Annotated in this window: 18 protein-coding genes; 13 read left to right on the top strand and 5 right to left on the bottom strand. The window is 53.7% G+C overall.

Annotated elements, in window-relative coordinates; translation table 11 throughout:
• Positions 1–124 precede the first annotated feature (124 nt).
• The 10 genes from pspF to pdeR all read left to right on the top strand — a co-directional run bounded on the left by pspF (position 125) and on the right by pdeR (position 13,098).
• Complete coding sequence (gene pspF / locus H650_RS01350) at positions 125–1,105, top strand: phage shock protein operon transcriptional activator (RefSeq protein WP_016495893.1); 981 nt, start codon at positions 125–127, stop codon at positions 1,103–1,105.
• 98 nt (positions 1,106–1,203) lie between these two features.
• Positions 1,204–2,844 (top strand): ABC transporter substrate-binding protein SapA, encoded by a 1,641-nt coding sequence (gene sapA, locus H650_RS01345; RefSeq protein ID WP_016495892.1) that lies wholly within the window; start codon positions 1,204–1,206, stop codon positions 2,842–2,844.
• On the top strand, positions 2,841–3,806 hold the full coding sequence (gene sapB / locus H650_RS01340; RefSeq protein ID WP_016495891.1) for a putrescine export ABC transporter permease SapB: 966 nt from the start codon (positions 2,841–2,843) through the stop codon (positions 3,804–3,806). The genes sapA and sapB overlap by 4 nt, the downstream gene beginning before the upstream one ends.
• Complete coding sequence (gene sapC, locus H650_RS01335; RefSeq protein WP_016495890.1) at positions 3,793–4,683, top strand: putrescine export ABC transporter permease SapC; 891 nt, start codon at positions 3,793–3,795, stop codon at positions 4,681–4,683. The genes sapB and sapC overlap by 14 nt, the downstream gene beginning before the upstream one ends.
• Positions 4,683–5,675, top strand: a complete 993-nt coding sequence (sapD, locus tag H650_RS01330; protein WP_016495889.1) for a putrescine export ABC transporter ATP-binding protein SapD — start codon at positions 4,683–4,685, stop codon at positions 5,673–5,675. Before sapC ends, sapD begins: the two co-directional genes overlap by 1 nt.
• Position 5,676: 1 nt before the next feature.
• A complete protein-coding gene (sapF, locus tag H650_RS01325) occupies positions 5,677–6,483 on the top strand; it encodes a putrescine export ABC transporter ATP-binding protein SapF (protein WP_016495888.1) in 807 nt (268 codons plus the stop codon).
• A gap of 121 nt (positions 6,484–6,604) precedes the next feature.
• Positions 6,605–7,393, top strand: a complete 789-nt coding sequence (gene fabI / locus H650_RS01320; RefSeq protein ID WP_016495887.1) for an enoyl-ACP reductase FabI — start codon at positions 6,605–6,607, stop codon at positions 7,391–7,393.
• Positions 7,394–7,570: 177 nt separating this feature from the next.
• Positions 7,571–8,728 (top strand): carboxymuconolactone decarboxylase family protein, encoded by a 1,158-nt coding sequence (locus H650_RS01315; RefSeq protein ID WP_016495886.1) that lies wholly within the window; start codon positions 7,571–7,573, stop codon positions 8,726–8,728.
• Positions 8,729–8,865: 137 nt separating this feature from the next.
• On the top strand, positions 8,866–10,800 hold the full coding sequence (locus H650_RS01310; RefSeq protein WP_016495885.1) for an exoribonuclease II: 1,935 nt from the start codon (positions 8,866–8,868) through the stop codon (positions 10,798–10,800).
• A gap of 306 nt (positions 10,801–11,106) precedes the next feature.
• Complete coding sequence (pdeR, locus tag H650_RS01300; RefSeq protein ID WP_016495884.1) at positions 11,107–13,098, top strand: cyclic di-GMP phosphodiesterase; 1,992 nt, start codon at positions 11,107–11,109, stop codon at positions 13,096–13,098.
• On the opposite strand, the gene H650_RS01295 is transcribed toward pdeR, so the two are convergent.
• Complete coding sequence (locus H650_RS01295; protein WP_016495883.1) at positions 13,095–13,961, bottom strand: crotonase/enoyl-CoA hydratase family protein; 867 nt, start codon at positions 13,959–13,961, stop codon at positions 13,095–13,097. The genes pdeR and H650_RS01295 overlap by 4 nt on opposite strands.
• Positions 13,962–14,154: 193 nt before the next feature.
• On the opposite strand from H650_RS01295, the gene yciZ reads away from it, so the two are divergent.
• The 3 genes from yciZ (at position 14,155) to osmB (ending at position 15,665) form a co-directional block, all read left to right on the top strand.
• Positions 14,155–14,337, top strand: coding sequence for a protein YciZ/DeoL (yciZ, locus tag H650_RS01290; RefSeq protein ID WP_016495882.1), 183 nt, complete (start codon positions 14,155–14,157; stop codon positions 14,335–14,337).
• Between the two features lie 93 nt (positions 14,338–14,430).
• Positions 14,431–15,189, top strand: coding sequence for a DNA-binding transcriptional regulator YciT (yciT, locus tag H650_RS01285; RefSeq protein ID WP_044489347.1), 759 nt, complete (start codon positions 14,431–14,433; stop codon positions 15,187–15,189).
• A 257-nt stretch (positions 15,190–15,446) separates the two neighbouring features.
• Positions 15,447–15,665, top strand: coding sequence for an osmotically-inducible lipoprotein OsmB (osmB, locus tag H650_RS01280; protein WP_025263597.1), 219 nt, complete (start codon positions 15,447–15,449; stop codon positions 15,663–15,665).
• Positions 15,666–15,776: 111 nt separating this feature from the next.
• Here osmB and yciH read toward each other — a convergent pair whose 3' ends face one another.
• The 4 genes from yciH to H650_RS01260 form a co-directional block, all read right to left on the bottom strand.
• Positions 15,777–16,103, bottom strand: coding sequence for a stress response translation initiation inhibitor YciH (gene yciH, locus H650_RS01275; RefSeq protein ID WP_016495879.1), 327 nt, complete (start codon positions 16,101–16,103; stop codon positions 15,777–15,779).
• Positions 16,103–16,840, bottom strand: coding sequence for an orotidine-5'-phosphate decarboxylase (pyrF, locus tag H650_RS01270; protein ID WP_016495878.1), 738 nt, complete (start codon positions 16,838–16,840; stop codon positions 16,103–16,105). The genes yciH and pyrF overlap by 1 nt, the downstream gene beginning before the upstream one ends.
• 186 nt (positions 16,841–17,026) lie before the next feature.
• Positions 17,027–18,196, bottom strand: a complete 1,170-nt coding sequence (gene lapB / locus H650_RS01265) for a lipopolysaccharide assembly protein LapB (protein ID WP_016495877.1) — start codon at positions 18,194–18,196, stop codon at positions 17,027–17,029.
• A 6-nt stretch (positions 18,197–18,202) separates the two neighbouring features.
• On the bottom strand, positions 18,203–18,511 hold the full coding sequence (locus tag H650_RS01260) for a LapA family protein (protein ID WP_016495876.1): 309 nt from the start codon (positions 18,509–18,511) through the stop codon (positions 18,203–18,205).
• Positions 18,512–18,599: the final 88 nt, after the last annotated feature.

Here is an 18,599-nt window from a genome sequence, read left to right as displayed (position 1 = left end):
CTGGACTATTACAAACGCCGTGCCAACTTTTTATCCCATTGAATATAAAGCAGATGAATAGTTTTACCACAACGATAACTTAGGCTAGAGTAGTTAATCTCACTAACTAGTGGCGAATTTCATCATGTCGGAACAAAAGGATAATTTGCTCGGCGAGGCCAACAGCTTTATTGAAGTGCTGGAACAGGTTTCGCGCCTCGCGCCCATCGATAAGCCGGTGCTGATCATCGGCGAGCGCGGTACCGGTAAGGAGCTGATCGCAAACCGTTTGCACTTTCTCTCTTCGCGCTGGCAAGGACCATTCATTTCGCTCAACTGCGCGGCGCTGAATGAAAACCTGCTTGATACCGAACTCTTTGGCCATGAAGCGGGCGCGTTTACTGGCGCGCAAAAACGCCATCCGGGCCGGTTTGAACGTGCCGATGGTGGGACGCTGTTTCTTGATGAACTGGCCACCGCGCCAATGCTGGTGCAGGAAAAACTGCTGCGAGTGATTGAATATGGCGAGCTGGAGCGCGTCGGCGGAAGCCAGCCGCTACAGGTCAATGTGCGGCTGGTTTGCGCCACTAACGCCGATCTGCCGCAAATGGTACAGGACGGCACATTTCGCGCAGATTTGCTCGACCGGCTGGCCTTTGATGTCGTGCTCCTGCCGCCACTGCGCCAGCGTCAGAGCGATATCATGCTGATGGCGGATCATTTCGCTATCCAGATGTGTCGGGAACTGAAATTGCCGCTCTTCCCTGGCTTTACCGATCACGCGCGCGACGTGCTGATGGGCTATTCATGGCCGGGTAATATTCGCGAACTCAAAAACGTGGTGGAGCGCTCGGTTTACCGCCACGGCAGCATCGATACGCCGCTTGATGACATCATCCTTGATCCTTTCAACCGTGATATCACTCCCCAACCACAAACCGGGCAGGAAACAGCCGGGTTGCCAGCGTTGCCGCTGGATTTACGCAAATTCCAGTTCGATCAAGAAAAAGCACTGCTGCAAACCGGCCTGCAACAGGCGAAATTTAACCAGAAACGCGCGGCGGAGTTACTCGGGCTCACTTACCATCAACTGCGCGCCCTGCTGAAAAAGCACCAAATCAGCTGAAATCGCCGACAATAACAGCAGTCGTAAGCAGACATTTGTACGAAGCCATAGCAAGTGCGATACACTTTGCACATGAATTTAAAATCGTTGAAAAAATCATGCGTCTGGTTTTCTCTTCCCTGCTATTGACCGCAAGCCTGGCAACGGGTTTTGCGCAAGCGGCGACACCGCTTTCTGAGCAAGCGGATATTCGCGACAGCGGCTTTGTCTATTGTGTCAATGGCCAGGTCGATACCTTTAACCCGCAAAAAGTCAGCAGCGGTCTGATAGTCGATACGCTGGCGGCACAGCTTTATGATCGCCTGCTGGATGTCGATCCTTATACCTACCGGCTGGTTCCGGAGCTGGCGGAAAGCTGGGAAGTGCTCGATAACGGCGCGACCTACCGCTTTCGCCTGCGCGACGGCGTGGCTTTCCAGAAAACAGCCTGGTTTACGCCGCACCGCACCCTGAACGCTGATGATGTGGTCTTCACCTTCCAGCGCATTTTCTCGCGCAATCATCCCTGGCATAACGTCAACGGCGGTAACTTCCCCTATTTCGACAGCTTGCAGTTTGCCGATTCTGTCGACAGCGTGCGCAAGCTCGATAACCGCACGGTTGAATTTCGCCTGAAAAAACCGGATGCCTCCTTTTTATGGCATCTGGCGACACACTATGCTTCGGTGATGTCGGCGGAATACGCCGCCCAGTTAGAGAAAAGCGATCGCCAGGAGTTGCTTGACCGACAGCCGGTCGGCACCGGGCCTTATCAACTGGATGAATATCGTGCCGGGCAATATATTCGGTTACAACGTCACGAAAAGTTCTGGCGCGGTACCCCATTAATGCAACAAGTGGTGGTCGATCTCGGATCCGGCGGCACCGGGCGCTTGTCGAAGCTGTTAACCGGCGAGTGCGATGTGCTGGCCTGGCCTGCCGCCAGCCAGTTGACGATTTTGCGTGATGACCCGCGTTTGCGGCTCACGTTGCGCCCGGGCATGAACATCGCCTACCTGGCGTTTAACACCAACAAACCGCCGCTGAATAACCCGGAAGTGCGCCATGCGCTGGCGCTGGCTATTAATAATCAGCGTCTGATGCAGTCGATCTATTACGGAACCGCTGAAACCGCCGCTTCAATATTGCCGCGCGCCTCCTGGGCCTATGATAACGAAGCGAAGATCACCGAGTACGATCCGGCGCAGGCCCGCGAACGTCTGAAAGCGCTGGGGCTGGAAAATTTGACGCTGCAATTGTGGGTGCCGACCAGTTCACAGGCGTGGAACCCAAGCCCGTTGAAAACCGCCGAGCTGATTCAGGCAGATATGGCACAGGTCGGTGTTAAAGTGGTGATTGTTCCGGTGGAAGGCCGTTTCCAGGAAGCGCGGCTGATGGATATGAATCACGATTTAACCCTTGCCGGCTGGGCAACGGACAGTAACGATCCGGACAGTTTCTTTCGCCCGATGCTCAGTTGCGCGGCAATCAACTCACAGACCAATTTTGCGCACTGGTGCAACCGTGAGTTCGACGAGGTGTTACAAAAAGCGCTGGCTTCACAGCAACTTGCGGCTCGCATTGATGATTATGACGAGGCGCAGCAGATACTGGCGCGCGAATTGCCGGTGTTGCCGCTGGCATCTTCCCTGCGTTTGCAGGCGTATCGCTATGACATTAAAGGCCTGGTGCTGAGTCCTTTTGGTAGCGCCTCCTTTGCCGGTGTTTCGCGGGAAAAACAAGAGGTATCGCCACAATGATTATCTTTACCCTGCGCCGCCTGTTATTACTGCTGGTCACGCTTTTTTTACTGACCTTTGTCGGCTTTAGCCTGAGCTATTTTACGCCCCACGCTCCGCTTCAGGGCGCGTCCCTGTGGAATGCTTGGGTGTTCTGGTTTAACGGTTTGCTGCACTGGGATTTTGGTGTTTCCAGCATCAATGGCCAATTAATTTCAGAACAGCTTAAAGAGGTGTTTCCGGCCACTATGGAGCTGTGCCTGCTGGCGTTTGGCTCCGCCTTGTTAGTGGGTATCCCGGTCGGCATGCTGGCTGGTGTGATGCGCGGCAAGTGGCAGGATAAAATGATCAGCGCCTTTGCGCTGCTGGGCTTTTCAATCCCGGTGTTCTGGCTGGCACTGCTCTTAACCCTGTTTTTCTCGCTGAATTTAGGCTGGCTGCCGGTGTCGGGTCGTTTTGATCTGTTATACGAAGTCAAAACGGTGACCGGTTTTTCGCTGATTGATGCCTGGCTCTCCGATTCGCCGTGGCGCGAAGAGATGATTATCAGCGCCTTACGTCATGTCGTGTTGCCGGTGTTAACGCTGGCGGTGGCACCGACCACCGAAGTTATTCGTCTGATGCGCATCAGCACCATTGACGTGTTCGATAAAAACTACATCAAAGCGGCGGCGACGCGCGGCCTTTCGCGGCTGACGATCCTGCGCCGCCATGTTTTGCATAACGCCCTGCCACCGGTGATACCGCGCCTCGGCCTGCAATTTTCGACCATGCTGACGCTGGCGATGATCACCGAAATGGTCTTTAGCTGGCCTGGGCTGGGGCGCTGGTTGATCAATGCGATTCGCCAGCAGGATTATGCGGCGATTTCCGCAGGTGTGATGGTGGTAGGCTCACTGGTTATTATTGTGAACGTGCTGTCCGATATTCTCGGCGCGCTGGCTAATCCGTTGAAACATAAGGAATGGTATGCCTTACGATAGCGTCTACAGCGAAAAACGCCCGCCTGGCGCGCTGCGAACCGCGTGGCGCAAATTTTACGGCGATACCACCGCGATGATCGGCCTGTATGGCTGTGGCGCGTTAGTGCTGCTGTGTATTTTCGGTCACTGGTTTGCCCCTTACGGCATTGACCAGCAATTTCTCGGTTATCAGTTGCTGCCGCCCTCCTGGTCGCGCTACGGCGATGTTTCGTTTTTCCTCGGCACAGATGATTTAGGGCGCGATGTATTAAGCCGGTTGTTGAGCGGTGCAGCGCCAACGGTGGGCGGTGCCTTTGTCGTTACGCTGGCGGCAACGCTTTGCGGGCTGGCGCTTGGCGTTTTCGCCGGTTGCACTCACGGCCTGCGCTCGGCGGTGCTGAACCATATTCTCGACACGCTGCTGTCGCTACCGACACTGCTGCTGGCGATTATTGTGGTGGCGTTCGCCGGCCCGCATCTCTCGCACGCAATGTTCGCCGTCTGGCTGGCGCTGCTGCCGCGCATGGTGCGTTCCGTTTACAGCCTGGTGCATGACGAACTGGAAAAAGAGTATGTGGTTGCCGCGCGGCTTGATGGTGCGTCAACCATGAATATTCTCTGGTTTGCCGTGTTGCCGAACATTACCGCAGGCATGGTGACAGAAATTACCCGCGCGCTGTCGATGGCGATCCTCGATATTGCGGCACTCGGTTTTCTCGATCTCGGCGCGCAACTGCCCTCTCCGGAATGGGGTGCCATGCTTGGTGACGCGCTGGAGCTGATATATGTTGCACCGTGGACAGTAATGCTGCCGGGCGCGGCAATTATGGTGAGCGTGTTGCTGGTTAATATTCTTGGCGACGGTATCCGCCGCGCGATCACAGCGGGGGTGGAATAATGCCGCTTCTTGATATTCGTAATCTCACCATCGAAGTGAAAACCGGTGAAGACTGGGTAAAAGCCGTCGATCGCGTCAGCCTGACGCTGGCAGAAGGTGAAATTCGCGGGCTGGTTGGCGAGTCCGGCTCCGGTAAAAGCCTGATTGCTAAAGCGATTTGCGGCGTTACCAAAGACAACTGGCGCGTCACCGCAGACCGTATGCGCTTTGATGATGTTGATCTGCTGCGCCTCTCCTCACGTGAGCGCCGCAAGCTGCTGGGCCACAACGTATCGATGATTTTTCAGGAACCGCAATCCTGTCTCGATCCCTCCGAGCGCGTTGGCAAACAGCTGATGCAGAATATTCCCGGCTGGACGTGGAAAGGCAGCTTGTGGCAACGTTTTGGCTGGCGGAAACGCCGCGCCATTGAGCTGCTGCACCGTGTTGGCATTAAAGATCATAAAGATGCGATGCGCAGTTTTCCTTATGAGCTGACCGAAGGTGAATGCCAGAAAGTGATGATTGCTATCGCGCTGGCTAACCAGCCGCGATTGCTGATTGCCGATGAGCCGACGAACGCGATGGAACCGACCACCCAGGCGCAAATCTTTCGCCTGCTCGACAGGCTCAATCAGAACAACAACACCACCATTATGCTGATCAGCCATGATTTGCAGATGCTGAGCAAATGGGCGGATCGCATCAATGTGATGTATTGCGGCCAGACCGTGGAAACCGCGCCGAGCGAAGAGTTGATCGCAACGCCTCATCACCCTTATACGCAGGCGTTGATTCGCGCGATCCCGGATTTCGGCAGCGCGATGCCGCACAAAAGCCGCCTGAATACCCTGCCCGGCGCGATCCCGCTGCTGGAGCAGTTGCCGATCGGCTGCCGCCTGGGGCCGCGCTGCCCTTACGCCCAGCGTAAATGTGTGGAAACGCCGCGGTTAGCCGGTGCAAGAAATCATCTCTTCGCCTGCCATTTCCCGCTGAATATGGAGAGTGAGTGAGATGGTCGAAACCTTGCTTGAAGTGCGCAATCTGAGCAAAACCTTCCGTTATCGCACCGGCTGGTTCCGCCGCCAGACGGTTGAAGCGGTTAAACCGCTGAGCTTTACCCTGCGGGAAAAACAGACGCTGGCGATTATTGGTGAGAACGGCTCCGGTAAATCGACGCTGGCGAAAATGCTGGCCGGAATGGTCGAACCGTCTTCCGGCGAACTGGTGATAGATGATAAACCGTTGCATTACGGCGATTACACGTTTCGCAGCCAGCACATTCGCATGATTTTCCAGGACCCAACCACCTCGCTGAACCCGCGCCAGCGACTGTCGCAAATCCTTGATTTCCCGTTGCGCCTGAATACGGATCTTGAGCCGGAAGTCCGCCAGAAGCGCATTCTTGAAACGCTGCGCATGGTCGGCCTGTTGCCGGATCATGTCAGTTATTACCCCTATATGCTGGCACCGGGGCAAAAACAACGCCTGGGGCTGGCGCGGGCGTTAATCCTGCGTCCGAAAGTGATTATTGCTGACGAAGCGCTGGCGTCGCTGGATATGTCGATGCGTTCGCAGTTAATTAATCTGATGCTGGAATTACAGGAAAAACAGGGTATCTCTTATATTTATGTCACCCAGCACATCGGCATGATGAAACATATCAGCGATCAGGTTTTGGTTATGCATCAGGGTGAAGTCGTCGAGCGCGGCAGCACCGCCGATGTGCTCGCCTCGCCGCTGCACGATTTAACAAAACGTTTAATTGCCGGGCATTTTGGCGAAGCGTTAACAGCCGATGCCTGGCGAAAAGACCGCTGATTCAATAGTTTCAGTGGTCGGATTAACTCATCCGGCGACTCATGATAGAATCGCCGCGTTTTAACGACGATCGCCCCATATAATGGCGCTCGCCACAACAATGAATATAAGGATTAGAGCTATGGGTTTTCTTTCCGGTAAGCGCATTCTGGTTACTGGCGTCGCCAGCAAACTGTCCATCGCATACGGCATCGCACAGGCTATGCACCGCGAAGGCGCTGAGCTGGCATTCACCTACCAGAACGACAAGCTGAAAGGCCGCGTTGAAGAGTTTGCCGCCCAGCTGGGTTCCAGCATCGTTCTGGAATGTGATGTCGCTAAAGATGAAAGCATCGACGCCCTGTTCACCGACCTGGCGAAAAGCTGGCCGAAGTTTGACGGTTTCGTTCACTCCATTGGTTTCGCACCGGGCGATCAGCTGGATGGCGACTACGTGAACGCGGTAACCCGCGAAGGCTTTAAAATCGCCCACGACATCAGCTCCTACAGCTTTGTGGCGATGGCGAAAGCCTGCCGCGAAATGCTGAATCCGGGTTCAGCGCTGCTGACGCTCTCTTATCTGGGCGCTGAGCGTGCGATCCCGAACTACAACGTAATGGGTCTGGCAAAAGCTTCTCTGGAAGCAAACGTCCGCTATATGGCGAACGCGATGGGTCCGGAAGGCGTGCGTGTCAACGGTATCTCCGCCGGTCCGATCCGCACACTGGCCGCCTCTGGCATTAAAGATTTCCGTAAAATGCTGGCACATTGCGAAGCGGTTACCCCGATTCGCCGCACTGTGACCATTGAGGACGTCGGTAACTCCGCCGCGTTCCTGTGCTCCGATCTCTCTGCCGGTATCTCCGGTGAAGTGGTTCATGTTGACGGTGGCTTCAATATCGCCGCCATGAACGAGCTGGAAATTAAATAATCCCCACCGCCCCTTCTTCTGAAGGGGCGTTTTTCGATATGCCATTCTGATATTTATTATCACCTAACAATCTTTCATCCCTCTCCGTCATTACGCCAGGATTAAGCAGCAAAAAAGATCCGGCGACAATGATATGCCGTCGTATCCGGATCGCCACTTTCAGACCAAGGAACGACCATGGAACAACGCCGGATTGAAGGCAAAAGCCACTGGTATCATGAGACCCAGTCGAGTGCCAGCCGGGCACATGCGCTACCGTTAGTTCCCGAAGCGGCCACAGTAAACGACCCTTTTCTGCTCGACCTCGCCCTGCCGGAGAAACAAAAAACCGACCTTGAAGGCATTGTTTCGTCCGCACGAAAAATCTATGCCCTGCTATTTCCGCAGCGTGTAAACACCAGCCGTTTACGCACTTTCAGCGCCTATGATCGCCTCAGCACCGCCCTTACGGCGGCGCAGGTTTTCGGCGTTCAACGGTTATGCAATCACTACGCCGCGCGGCTGGCACCGTTATCCGGCCCGGACTCGTCACGGGAAAGCAACTACCGACTGGCGCAAATTACCCAACATGCGCGGCAGCTTGCCGCCTCTCCCTCGGTTATTGACGCACGTGCGCGACAACAATTAGAAGACGTAGGATTAACGCTGTATGACCTGGTGATCATCAATCAGATTATCGGCTTTGTTGCTTTCCAGGCGCGCGTTGTCGCCGCCCTGCAGGCATCGCTCGGCCAACCGGTGCGGTTTATACCCGGTATGGAAACCCAGCAAGAAGCGGACGCCGCGCTTTTTAGCGATACCGCCACTGAATGGCAACCCGGTATTGATAGTGTCGATTTACGTACTGCAAATGCGCCGCAAATGGAGTCACTTGCGCGCTGGCAACCGCTGCCGGAACTACGCCTGCTTGCCCCCTTGTTGGCCCATGAACATCTGCTGCTCAATGAGCTTGGCGAAATGAGCGAACAGGTGGCTAAAATCAGCCCCAATAAACAGCAGAGCTGGCTGGTGGCGGCCTACACCGCGCGCCTCAACGGCAGCACGAGCTGTTTTACCCAACAAGTGCAACGTGGCAGTGACGATGAGTTACTGGCGCAGGCGCTGCGCGCCGGCAGCCGCGAGCTCAATCGTGTGCTGGCAGGGAAAAACAAAGAGAGCGCTCTGGTGCAAGCCGTTCAGATGCTTACCTGCGCGCCGGACAGGTTCAGCCCCGCGCAATTTTTACAGCTTGAGGAGCATGGCTACAGCCGCCAGGCGGCAATGAGCTTGCTTGTCGCTTGTGCGCTAAATGGCTGGTTAAACCGGCTGCATATCGCCCTCGGGCAAAGCGTGTAGCCGCAGGCGGGTATAGAGCAGCGTAAGTGCTCTTGCCACTGGTTGCGCAGCATGATTTTGCTGAAACAGCGCTTGCCGCAGCAGGAAGAATCGCGTAAAACTGTCAGCCGCTCTTTTAGCCACGAAAATACATAATTATGCTCCAGGACAACCCGCTGCTAGCGCAGCTTAAACAGCAACTTCATTCCCAAACTCCGCGTGCGGAAGGTGTTGTAAAAGGCACTGAAAAAGGCTTTGGATTTCTGGAAGTCGACGCGCAAAAAAGCTACTTCATTCCGCCACCGCAGATGAAGAAAGTGATGCACGGCGACAAGATTATTGCCGTCATCCACAGCGATAAAGACCGTGAAAGCGCGGAGCCTGAAGAGCTGGTCGAGCCGTTCTTGACCCGTTTTGTTGGCAAAGTGCAAAAGAAAGACGATCGTCTCTCTATCGTGCCGGATCATCCGTTGCTAAAAGATGCTATCCCCTGCCGCGCCGCCCGTGGCGTTGAGCATGATTTCAAAGAGGGCGACTGGGCCGTCGCTGAAATGCGTCGCCATCCGCTGAAAGGCGATCGCGGTTTCTACGCTGAACTGACGCAGTTTATCACCTTCGCTGAAGACCACTTTGTGCCGTGGTGGGTCACCCTGGCGCGCCACAATCTGGAAAAAGAAGCGCCAAATGGCGTGGGGACCGAAATGCTGGATGACGGCTTGCAGCGTGTGGATTTAACCGCGCTGGATTTTGTCACCATCGACAGCGCCAGCACCGAAGATATGGACGATGCGCTGTATGTTGCGCAGACCGCTGAAGGCGAACTGCAACTGACCGTGGCAATTGCCGATCCTACGGCCTGGATTGCCGAAGGCAGCAAGCTTGATGAGGCTGCGAAGATCCGCGCTTTCACCAACTATCTGCCGGGTTTCAATATCCCTATGCTGCCGCGCGAGCTGTCTGACGATCTTTGCTCTCTGCGCGCCAACGAAGTGCGTCCGGCGCTGGTTTGTCGGATGACGCTGGATGCAGACGGCGCTATCAAAGACAATATCGAATTTTTCGCGGCGACCATTGAGTCGAAAGCCAAACTGGCTTATGACGATGTCTCCGACTGGCTGGAAAACACCGGTAACTGGCAGCCAACAAACGATGCCATCGCGGCGCAGATCCGTCTGCTGCAGCGCGTCAGCCAGCTGCGCGCCCAATGGCGCCAGAACCACGCGCTGGTATTTAAAGACCGTCCGGATTACCGCTTTGTACTTGGCGAGAAAGGCGAAGTGCTGGATATCGTTGCCGAGCCACGCCGCATTGCTAACCGCATTGTTGAAGAGTCAATGATTGCCGCCAATATCTGCGCTGCACGCGTACTGCGCGACAAGCTCGGCTTTGGCATTTATAACGTGCACCTTGGTTTCGACCCGGCGAACAGCGAACAACTGGCCGCGATGCTGAAAACGCACGGTATGCATGTTGATGCCGAAGAAGTGCTGACGCTGGAAGGTTTCTGCAAATTGCGTCGCGAGCTGGATGCGCAGCCTTCAGGCTTCCTCGATAGCCGCATTCGCCGCTTCCAGTCTTTCGCGGAAATCAGCGTTGAACCTGGCCCGCATTTTGGTCTTGGCCTGGAAGCGTACGCGACCTGGACCTCGCCTATCCGTAAGTACGGCGACATGATCAACCATCGCCTGCTGAAAGCGATTATCAAAGGCGAAACGCCGAAGCGCCCACAGGACGATGCCACGGTGCAAATGTCTGAGCGCCGTCGCCTGAACCGCATGGCGGAACGCGATGTCGGCGACTGGCTCTACGCCCGTTTCCTGCAAAACAAAGCCGGTACCGATACCCGTTTCGCGGCAGAAATTATTGATGTCAGCCGCGGCGGTATGCGCGTACGGCTGGTGGATAATGGTGCCGTTGCCTTTATTCCGGCTCCGTTTATTCATGCCGTGCGCGACGAGCTGGTGTGCAGCCAGGAAAATGGCACCGTGCAAATTAAAGGTGAAATCGTCTTTAAAGTGACCGACGTTATTGATGTCACGATTGCGGAAGTCCGTATGGAAACCCGCAGCGTTATTGCCCGCCCGGTGCTGTAACGTTTTTTAATCATGGCGCTTTCCAGCCCTGGGAAGCGCCAAATTTCTGTTGCGATGCCACGCGCATTTTTTTCTGAATTCTTCACACAATCCTGCAAAAACGGCCACAATAAAACCTCAGGCAACTGTTTGTTTACTGCGGCTTTATGCTATTTATTACAGATATTTTTTCGCTACCAGGCCGGGTTTTAACAAAACATTCCAAGAAGAAACAACACGTTCATGCCTGATTACCCCCTTTAAAAAGGCGGTTATCCGTCAATAAATTGTGTACCCGTTGCGCTTTTATGTGGGTTGGGAGATTGCATGAAAGACTTTCAGGAACAGAACCTGCTGTTTCGCTATCTGGGTTCGACAAGCCCCTTTTGGCGTTTAACCGCCGACAGTAACGCACTGCACTTTGCTCCGGACGAAAACGCCGATGTCAGCCAGGTTGTTGCGCTGAGCGACGAGCAAGCAGCGCGGATCCGCGAAATGACGGTCATCACGTCCAGCCTCACGATGCATCTCTCTTTATTCGGCGAGGACGTTGCCGTGCACCTTGTCGGCAGGAAAATATCCCGCAAAGCCTGGGCGGGTAGCGCATCGGCCTGGCACGATACCAAGTCAGTAGCCCGCGATCTGGTGCAAGGCCTCTCCTTCGCAGAGCAAGTTGTTTCCGAAGCGAATTCAGTGATTGTGATCCTCGATAAGCACGGGAATATTCAGCGTTTTAATCGCCTGAGCGAAGAATACACCGGCATGAAAGAGCAAGAGGTCATCGGGCAAAACGTTTTTAAACTGTTTATGAGCCGCAGCGAAGCGGTGGCTTCAAAACGTAATATCAGCGGTTTTTTCCGTGACGGTAGGCCATATGAAGTGGAACGCTGGGTTAAAACCCGTAAAGGCCAGCGTTTATTTCTGTTTCGCAATAAGTTTGTTCACAGCGGCAGCGGTAAAAATGAAATTTACCTCATCTGCTCCGGTACGGATATTACCGAAGAGCGGCGTGCGCAAGAGCGTTTGCGGGTTCTCGCCAACACCGATACGGTGACGGGTTTACCCAATCGCAACGCTATTCATGAGTTAATTAGCGATGCGATAAGCGCGCGCGGGGAAACGCAGGTCGGCATTGTCTATCTTGATCTGGATAATTTTAAAAAAGTGAATGATGCCTATGGGCATATGTTCGGCGATCAACTCTTGCAGGCGGTCGCGCTGGCCATATTGAGTTGTCTGGACGAAGGCCAGGTGCTTGCAAGGCTCGGCGGCGATGAGTTTATCGTACTGGCAACAGACACTTCACAGAGCCTGCTGGAAGCGATGGCATCGCGCATTCTGACCCGTTTACGCCAGCCTTTCCGTATCGGCCTTATTGAAGTTTACACCGGCTGTTCGCTGGGCATTTCGCTGGCTCCGCAGCACGGTAATGACCGGGAAAGCGTGATCCGCAACGCCGACACGGCGATGTATACCGCTAAAGAGAGTGGCCGCGGCAAGTTTTGCGTCTTCTCGCCGGAAATGAATCAACGCGTATTTGAATATTTATGGCTCGATACCAATCTGCGTAAAGCGCTGGAAAAAGAGCAACTGGTGATTCATTACCAGCCCAAGATCACCTGGCGCGGCGAAGTGCGCAGCCTTGAAGCGCTGGTCCGCTGGCAATCGCCGGAGCGCGGCCTGATCCCGCCGCTGGACTTTATCTCCTATGCTGAAGAGTCAGGTTTGATTGTGCCGCTGGGGCGCTGGGTCATGCTGGATGTGGTGCGGCAAGTGGCGAAATGGCGCGACAAAGGCATATTTGTGCGCGTAGCGGTAAACGTCTCTGCGCGCCAACTGGCGGATCAGACAATTTTCAGCGATCTGAAACAAGCGCTGCTGGATCTTAAATTTGAATATTGCCCAATTGATGTGGAGCTGACCGAGAGCTGCTTGATTGAAAACGAGGAGCTGGCGTTGTCGGTTATTCAGCAATTCAGTGCGCTGGGCGCGCAGGTGCATCTTGATGACTTCGGCACAGGTTACTCGTCCCTGTCACAACTGGCGCGTTTTCCGCTGGACGCTATCAAACTCGATCAATCTTTTGTCCGTGAAGTCCATAAGCAGCCAATATCGCAATCACTGGTGCGGGCGATTGTCGCCGTCGCACAAGCGCTTAATTTGCAGGTGATTGCTGAAGGTGTGGAGAATGCAAAAGAAGACGCCTTTCTTACAAAGAATGGCGTCAATGAACGGCAGGGTTTTTTATTTGCCAAACCAATGCCCGCTGCCGTATTCGAGCGGTGGTTCAGGCGTTATCAGGCACGTAAATCGCGTTAGCCCGCTTTCAGTGCCACCGCAGCGTGGCGATCCTGTAACAGGACTAAACGTTCCATATAAGCAATATCTTTCGGTTGCAAACAGAAAGCCGAGTCCACCCAGTCTTCGGTAATGTCCATCAGTTCACTGCGCGGTAACTGCAAAACGCGCTGGCGGGCGCGCAGCATTGCCCGCACACCGTTTAACCGGGGTTGCAGGGTATCGATAAAGGTACGTGTCGCAAGGAACCCCTGCCCGGATTCGAAAGAGACATCCACCAGCCCTTGCGCTTCATACCACTCTGCCGCGTGCGACTCCCCTTTGTAGATCAGCTCTTCCGCCAGTTTCATTCCCGAACGACGCGCCACCAGTGAGTACGCGCCCATACCGGGAAAAAGATTGAAGGCGATTTCCGGGAAACCGAGTCGTGCGTCGCGCTGCGCCAGCACGAAATGGTGCGCCAGCGCGGCTTCGAAACCGCCTCCGAGCGCACTGCCTTCGACCATCGCCAGCGAGATGGCTCCCGTGTCAAACCCTCTTGACGCGGCGTGAACGCAATCCACGCAGGCGCGGGCATAGGCGCGCAGGGCTTCGCGTCGACCATTCTTGATACAATCAACAAAAAATTGTAGATCGCCGCCGGTGTTGAACATGCCGGGGACTAACGATCCGGTTACCCAAAAATCAACGGCAAATCCCGCTTGTCGGACAAGCCAGGAAATATTCATGATCTCCTCAATTAACGCATGGTTGAAGCAAGGTCTTGGCCTGGCGCGCAGCATCATCCACACGGTACGGCGCTCCTCCTCGTAATAGCCAGAAAGCTGCGTAAAGCGTTCTTCGTCAGTAAACAGTTTGCAGGTGGTCTGGTTGATAATCGTCATTGCTTTATCCTCCGGTAATAAAAGCGCATTGCGCGCACTGCAAGACTAATCCACCGCCAGAGCCAGCTCTTTGTTGCGTAATGAATATATAATTGGCGCTTATAAGTTTTTGAGATTTCCTTTTTTTCCTTCTCTTTTTAAACTGTTTTCTGCATCATTGAATTCATTCGTTTTTCGACATAAAGGTGAAGGTATGGCAGACATCGACGTGAAACACCTTGCCGGCCGGATAGATACCGTTCTGGATATTCTGGTTGCGGGGGATTACCAATCCGCCATTCGTAACCTGGAAATTTTGAAGGCGGAATTATTGGATCTCGATAACAACGATAAAGCGGCCTCTTCTGGTGCGCCGAAAACACCCTGGGAAATTTAACTACCCTTATTTTCGCCATGACGCGGCAGCCGGGAATGCGACGCGCGTACTGGCGATTCCCTTTCTTCAAACCATTATTCGAAATATGTGGCTATGAATTCCCGACAACAACTTATTTTGCAGACGGTCATCGACAAGGGCCAAATGAGTGTTACAGACCTCGCGCGTATGACCGGGGTATCTGAAGTCACGATTCGTCAGGATCTGAATACGCTCGAAAAACAAAGCTATTTGCGCCGTACGCATGGTTTTGCTGTGCCGCTGGACAGTGACGATGTAGAAACACGCATGATGAACAACTACACCGTGAAGCGTGATTTGGCTGATTTTGCAGCATCGCTGGTGAGTTCAGGTGAAACCGTGTTTATTGAAAATGGCAGCAGTAACGCCCTCCTCGCCCGTAAACTGGGCGAACAGCGTGATATCACCATTATCACTGTGAGCAGCTATATAGCTCATCTGCTTAAAGAAGCGTTATGTGAAGTGATCCTGCTTGGCGGCATTTATCAGAAAAAGAGTGAAAGCATGGTCGGCCCGCTGACGCGCCAGTACATTCAGCAGGTGCATTTCAGCAAAGCTTTTATCGGGATCGATGGCTGGCAACCGGAAACGGGTTTTACCGGGCGCGACATGATGCGTACTGACGTGGTCAATGCTGTGCTGGAAAAAGGCAGCGAAGCGATTGTGCTCACCGATAGCTCCAAGTTTGGCGTAGTCCATCCTTATACGCTTGGCCCCGATGAACGATTTCAGCGGGTGATCACCGATTCAGCCCTTAAGCCGGAAGCACATCTTCAACTGCAGCAAAAAGGCCTGATTGTCGATATCGTTAACACTGGCGGGTTTCGCTAATCCTGTTAGCCCGCCGGCGCGGGCTATCTCCCTCATATCTGAGACTATTCTGACGTTTCGATTAAGACTATTTACCTGTCTTGTTACCGGTCTGCGCGTAAAATTATTATTAGCGATATAACAGGAAGTGACTATCACTGACGTGATTGAATTACACCTGCGCAGCAAGGTTTCACGGGGAATCTTTAGGTCCGCTCACAGGCACTATACTTAAAGAGAACATTCTTCCGTGAATCGATTATTCAGGAGAAAGTATGATGATGTTAACAAGCAAAAAAATGGCCGCAGCAGTACTGGCAGTTACCCTGGCAATGTCTCTGAGCGCTTGTGGTCACTGGTCTAAACGCGATCGTAATACCGCAATCGGTGCGGGTGCGGGTGCGCTTGGTGGTGCTGTGCTGACGGATGGTAGCACGCTCGGTACGCTGGGTGGTGCAGCTGTCGGCGGTATCATCGGTCACCAGGTTGGTAAGTAATTGGTCATTTAAACGGCGACAATAAAAAATAATACTTTCTTTTTCAGGTCTACGTTTCACAGTGTAAATAATAAGGCCGCGGTAATAACCGCGGCCTTTCTGTATTCAGGTTTAACCACCCGCTAATTTCACTTTCATCCCTTTGGCTTCCAGCAATGATTTGAGTAAATCACGTTTGTCGCCCTGGATCTCAATGACGCCCTCTTTCACCGAACCACCGCAGCCGCATTTTTTCTTTAATTCTGCGGCCAGCTTAGCCAGTGCTTCATCATCTTCATCAATGCCGGTTATCAGGCACACGCCTTTGCCTTTGCGGCCGCTGGTCTGGCGCTGGATACGTACAACACCATCACCTTTCGGACGTGTATGTTGCTCTTTTGGCTCGTCAATGCGCCCGGTTTCGGTCGAGTAGACCAGACGGCTGTTGTCGTCTTTCATTATTCCCCCATACCCAGCGATGCATTAATTGCTTTAAGGGTTTTCGCCGGGTCGGCAGACTGCGTAACCGGACGGCCAATCACCATATAGTCTACGCCTGCCGCAAGCGCCTGTTCCGGCGTCATGATGCGACGCTGATCGCCAGATTCGCTGCCGACCGGGCGAATGCCCGGCGTGACCAGTTTGAATGCTTTGCCTAATGCGTTTTTAAAACGGACAGCTTCCTGGGCGGAGCAAACAACGCCATCAAGGCCACATTGCTGCGTAAGACGAGCCAGGTGCTCCGCATGCTCTGCAGGCGATGCGTTGATGCCAAGATCCTGTAAATCACTCGCTTCCATGCTGGTCAATACGGTGACGGCAATCAGTAACGGCGCATCTTTGCCAAATGCGAGCATCGCCTCTTTCGCAGCCGTCATCATCCGCGCGCCGCCAGAAGCATGCACATTCACCATCCAGACACCTAAATCTGCCGCCGCTTTCACCGCATGCGCTGTCGTGTTGGGAATGTCATGGAATTTCAAATCGAGAAAAATATCGAAACCGCGCTGTTGCAGATCGCGCACCAGCTGCGGGCCGAATAAGGTGAACATCTCTTTGCCAACTTTCAGGCGGCAGTCACGCGGATCGATACGGTCAACAAACGCCATGGCCGTGTCGCGGTTATCGTAATCAAGTGCTACTACAATCGGGGAAGCAGTAACGGTGCGGGAAGTCGATAAAACAGTAGACGTCATGATCAGACCTTCTGAAATGAGGGCACCCGCTCAGGCGCGAGAAGAATAAACGGCGAGCATTCTACCCGCGAGTGCGTAGAAATAACAGGTTCGATTTTTTTGCTGCTAAGCGAAGACCAGCGCAGATGCTGCATAGTCAAAAAAACATCATTAGTATGTTGTAACTAATGATGATGTTTTTAAAAATTACTGGCCATCCAGGCCGCGAATCGGTTTAACGGTCGACCACGCCCGGCAAGACGGACAATGCCAGTACATGGTAAACGCGGTGAATCCACATTTATGGCAGCGATAACGGGGTTTACTACGCACCTGCTCGCCCACCATTTCACGCAGCACCATCAGGCTCTCTTTGGCGCGCCCCTCTTCGGCTTCGTTGAGGTGGTAATCCATTAGCTTATGGAAAACGCGCATGGTGGGATGCCGCTGCAGTTGTCGCGTAACATAACTCTGCGCCGCGTCAGGCCCATCGCGGCGCTCCATAATATCTGCCAACATCAATTCGGCAGTCGCACCGGTGTTCTCTTCCACGCAACGCTGTAAAAATGCTGCCCATTCGTCATTTTTACCCAATTGCTGATAGCAGGTTTGCAGCATTTCCAGCGTTTCGCTGACGAGTTCTTTATCCTGATCGATAACGCGTAACAGGCTTTCCACCGCTTTTGCATAATCGCCATCGGCCATAAACACACGGCCCATCATGATAGAGACGCGCGGGCTGTCACGATCGGCGGCAGCGCCTTTTTTCAGCAATGCCATCGCCCGCCCCATCTCTTCGTTGCCCATCTGCTGCAACGCCAGCTCACAGTAGAAATGCGCGATTTCGCCCCGCTGCTTATCTTTGCCGAGTTTCACTAGCCGCTCAGCGACATCGATGGCTTTTTGCCACTCACTGGTCGCCTGATAAATTTGCAGCAATTGCTGGAGCGCACCGATCCGAAAATCGGTTTCATCCACCAATTGGTTAAACATATCTTCCGCGCGATCGTACATGCCGGCTGCCATGTAGTCGCGGCCAAGTTGCTGCACCGCCAGCAGGCGCTGGTCGTACGAGAGGGACGCGCTTTCCATCAATGTCTGATGAATACGGATTGCACGGTCAACCTCACCGCGCGAGCGGAAAAGGTTGCCGAGAGTGAGGTGCGCTTCAACGGTCCCGGTGTCCTCTTTCAACATATCGAGGAACAGATCAACCGCTTTATCTTGCTGATTACTCAGTAAAAGGTTAACCCCGGCGACGTATTCACGTGACAGCCGGTTAGCCTCATCCTGTTTCGTCTGTTGAGCATTTCTGCGCCCCATATACCAGCCATAGGCAGCCGCGACAGGTAACAACAGAAACAACAACTCCAGCATAAAATATTATTCCTTCACTGCCGTTGCGCCGGTTGCAACCGTAACAGTTGTGGCAGGAGTAAGCTGGTGCTCAAGACGTTTGATTTTACGTTCGGCGCGCGCCAGAGAAACGCGAACGCGTAGCCAGAAAAGGCCACAAATCAGCCAGCCGATAATAAAACCAGCAGCAAACAGCACGGCCAGCAGCGTGGAAATCCTGTATTCACCCTGTGCGAGCAAATAGTTGAATGTGACTTGCTGATCGTTTTGCGCGCCAAGGGTAATAGACACAACAAAAATCGCTAACACCAGTAAGAAAATGAGTAAATATTTCACATTACGTCCCGTTATGTGCTGCCGAGCGATGAATTTATATGCAACGACTGCATTCAGCCCTATAAACTACCATTTTAGCGCCCGGCGC

Source organism: Enterobacter sp. R4-368 (genome assembly GCF_000410515.1).
GTDB lineage: Bacteria > Pseudomonadota > Gammaproteobacteria > Enterobacterales > Enterobacteriaceae > Kosakonia.
Note: the sequence above shows the minus strand (reverse complement) of the source record. Positions and strands in the feature narration are given on the sequence as shown.

What these genes read in the sequence shown, in the direction of transcription:
- yciZ (WP_016495882.1), top strand. Translation starts at nt 14,155, where the DNA reads ATGGCAGACATCGACGTGAAACACCTTGCCGGCCGGATAGATACCGTT.
- sapC (WP_016495890.1), top strand. Translation starts at nt 3,793, where the DNA reads ATGCCTTACGATAGCGTCTACAGCGAAAAACGCCCGCCTGGCGCGCTG.
- H650_RS01315 (WP_016495886.1), top strand. Translation starts at nt 7,571, where the DNA reads ATGGAACAACGCCGGATTGAAGGCAAAAGCCACTGGTATCATGAGACC.
- pdeR (WP_016495884.1), top strand. Translation starts at nt 11,107, where the DNA reads ATGAAAGACTTTCAGGAACAGAACCTGCTGTTTCGCTATCTGGGTTCG.
- H650_RS01295 (WP_016495883.1), bottom strand. Translation starts at nt 13,961, where the DNA reads ATGACGATTATCAACCAGACCACCTGCAAACTGTTTACTGACGAAGAA.
- yciT (WP_044489347.1), top strand. Translation starts at nt 14,431, where the DNA reads ATGAATTCCCGACAACAACTTATTTTGCAGACGGTCATCGACAAGGGC.
- lapB (WP_016495877.1), bottom strand. Translation starts at nt 18,196, where the DNA reads ATGCTGGAGTTGTTGTTTCTGTTGTTACCTGTCGCGGCTGCCTATGGC.
- sapB (WP_016495891.1), top strand. Translation starts at nt 2,841, where the DNA reads ATGATTATCTTTACCCTGCGCCGCCTGTTATTACTGCTGGTCACGCTT.
- osmB (WP_025263597.1), top strand. Translation starts at nt 15,447, where the DNA reads ATGATGTTAACAAGCAAAAAAATGGCCGCAGCAGTACTGGCAGTTACC.
- H650_RS01310 (WP_016495885.1), top strand. Translation starts at nt 8,866, where the DNA reads ATGCTCCAGGACAACCCGCTGCTAGCGCAGCTTAAACAGCAACTTCAT.
- sapD (WP_016495889.1), top strand. Translation starts at nt 4,683, where the DNA reads ATGCCGCTTCTTGATATTCGTAATCTCACCATCGAAGTGAAAACCGGT.
- pspF (WP_016495893.1), top strand. Translation starts at nt 125, where the DNA reads ATGTCGGAACAAAAGGATAATTTGCTCGGCGAGGCCAACAGCTTTATT.
- yciH (WP_016495879.1), bottom strand. Translation starts at nt 16,103, where the DNA reads ATGAAAGACGACAACAGCCGTCTGGTCTACTCGACCGAAACCGGGCGC.
- sapA (WP_016495892.1), top strand. Translation starts at nt 1,204, where the DNA reads ATGCGTCTGGTTTTCTCTTCCCTGCTATTGACCGCAAGCCTGGCAACG.
- fabI (WP_016495887.1), top strand. Translation starts at nt 6,605, where the DNA reads ATGGGTTTTCTTTCCGGTAAGCGCATTCTGGTTACTGGCGTCGCCAGC.
- pyrF (WP_016495878.1), bottom strand. Translation starts at nt 16,840, where the DNA reads ATGACGTCTACTGTTTTATCGACTTCCCGCACCGTTACTGCTTCCCCG.
- sapF (WP_016495888.1), top strand. Translation starts at nt 5,677, where the DNA reads ATGGTCGAAACCTTGCTTGAAGTGCGCAATCTGAGCAAAACCTTCCGT.